The organism is Microcoleus sp. CAWBG640, assembly GCF_020883015.1.
Taxonomy (GTDB): domain Bacteria; phylum Cyanobacteriota; class Cyanobacteriia; order Cyanobacteriales; family Microcoleaceae; genus Microcoleus; species Microcoleus anatoxicus.
Genome location: NZ_JAHRFC010000196.1, coordinates 1 through 2481, shown reverse-complemented (window position 1 = coordinate 2481; position 2481 = coordinate 1). Strand labels below are relative to the sequence as shown.

The 2481-nt window shown below is 47.3% G+C and carries 1 protein-coding gene; it reads left to right on the top strand.

Going from position 1 to position 2481, the window contains the following annotated elements; genetic code table 11:
* Nucleotides 1–2: 2 nt before the first annotated feature.
* Entirely contained in the window at nucleotides 3–2105 is a 2103-nt protein-coding gene (locus AAFP11_RS30185) for a TIGR00300 family protein (RefSeq protein WP_341740310.1), read from the top strand.
* Nucleotides 2106–2481: the final 376 nt, after the last annotated feature.

Sequence of the window (2481 nt, the reverse complement as noted above, 5' to 3'; positions counted from 1 at the left end):
CAATTCGCTTTCTGATGTGCGCTCCCGACCACTACGATGTGGACTACGTGATTAATCCGTGGATGGAGGGCAATGTCCACAAATCATCGCGCGATCGCGCCGTCGAACAGTGGGAAAAACTGTACCACGTCCTCAAAGAAAATGCCATTGTAGACCTCGTACCGCCTCAAAAAGGCTGGCCGGATATGGTTTTCACCGCCAACGCGGGTTTACTTTTAGGTAATACCTTTGTGCTGAGTCGTTTCTATCACAAAGAACGTCAAGGCGAAGAACCCTATTTCAAAGCCTGGTTTGAGGAGAAAGGTTTCACGGTTCACGAACTACCGAAAGACTTGCCCTTTGAGGGTGCTGGCGATGCTTTGCTCGATCGCGAAGGCCGCTGGTTGTGGGCCGGATACGGCTTCCGTTCCGAACTCGATTCTCACCCATTGCTCGCCAAATGGCTGAATATCGAAGTGCTTTCTCTGCGTTTAGTAGACGAACGTTTTTATCACTTAGATACCTGTTTTTGTCCCCTCACAGGTGGCTATTTACTCTACTACCCAGCAGCCTTTGATTCCTACTCAAACCGCTTAATTGAAATGCGGGTAGCGCCGGAAAAACGGATTGCCATTGAAGAAGCGGATGCCGCAAATTTTGCGTGTAATGCTGTCAATATTGACAAAGTTGTGGTAATGAATAAGGTCAGCGAAGGCTTGAAAACACGCATCACTAAAGCTGGGTTTAAAGTAATTGAAACCCCGATGAGTGAATTTCTGAAAGCTGGCGGTGCTTGTAAGTGTTTGACATTGCGGGTAACGGAACCGATTCAAGAAGATCGATCGGCAAATGTGATGGTAGAAAGCCGCACAATTCGCATGGAAGGTCACTTGCTGGATGCTGGTTTAATTAGTCGTGCTTTGGACTTAATTGTCGATCTTGGTGGCAGTTTCCAAGTGCTGAATTTTAATCTGGGAGAGCAGCGTCAAAGCACATCCAGTGCTGACGTTAAAGTTTCGGCTCCTTCCCATGATGTGATGGAAGAAATGATGGGAATGCTGATCGACTTGGGTGCAGTGCCTCCACCACAAGAGATTTGCGATGCTATTTTAGAACCTGTAGTGCAAGATGGCGTTGGACCGGACGACTTTTATGTGAGTACGATTTATCCGACGGAAGTGCGGGTAAATAACCAGTGGGTGAAAGCGCAAAATCAGCGGATGGATGGGGCAGTAGCAATTACTGAAACTGCTGATGGCCCAGTCGCCACCTGCAAATTATTGCGGGATTTAAAAGTAGGAGAAAAGGTGGTTGTGGATGTGGTTGGCATTCGCACTATTCGCAAAACAGAATCGCGGGAACAGCGGAATTCTCAGGAATTTAGTTTTATGTCCGGGAGTGTTTCTAGCGAACGCCGCGTCGAATTGGTGGTGGAACAAGTAGCGTGGGAATTGCGCCAAATTCGCGATCGCGGTGGTAAAGTTGTTGTTACCGCAGGACCTGTGGTCATTCATACTGGCGGTGGCGAACATTTAGCGCATTTGATTCGGGAAGGTTACGTGCAAGCGTTGTTGGGTGGAAATGCGATCGCGGTGCATGACATGGAACAATCGAACATGGGAACTTCTTTGGGGGTTGACATGAAACGGGGTGTTGCTGTGCGCGGTGGACACCGACACCACTTGAAAATAATTAACACTGTGCGGCGTTATGGCAGTATTGCTAAAGCTGTGGAAGCAGGGCTGATTACTAATGGTGTGATGTACGAGTGCGTCAAGAACAATATACCGTTTTCTTTAGCTGGTTCGATTCGTGATGACGGCCCACTTCCTGACACGCAAATGGATTTAATTAAGGCTCAAGAACATTATACTGAACTGTTACGCGGTGCAGATATGGTGTTAATGTTGTCGTCTATGCTGCACTCTATTGGTGTGGGAAATATGACTCCGGCTGGTGTGAAGATGGTCTGTGTGGACATTAATCCGGCGGTGGTGACTAAATTGAGCGATCGGGGTTCGATCGAATCTACTGGTGTTGTGACTGATGTGGGATTGTTCCTGAGTTTGTTGGTGACTCAATTGGATAAATTGACTAGCCGTCATCAAGTAGCTCAATCTGTTTAGATTTAGCTAGTAGACATCTCCCATAATTGTGGAACAGGCATCCTGCCTATTCAAGACAGGCAATTCTTGCGATGTCTAGTAGGGTGCGTCAGATTTGAGATTTTCAAGTTGTACGGAAAGCATATTTCTGACGCACCGTTTGGCGAGGTGCGTCAGTTTTGAGATTGTTGATTTGCATCGGAAATAATCTTACCTGACGCACCCTACATTAACTCATTGGACAGCAGAAGACCTGGAAGGAGGAGACGAAGAATAGACATCTCCAATAATTCCAATCCCTTCCCCCGCTTGGTTTCGGGAGTTGAGCCCTTTAAGGGGCTCAACTCCCGAAACCAACGCTTTAATAAGGGTTTCAACGGTTGGTCAACAAGAACTA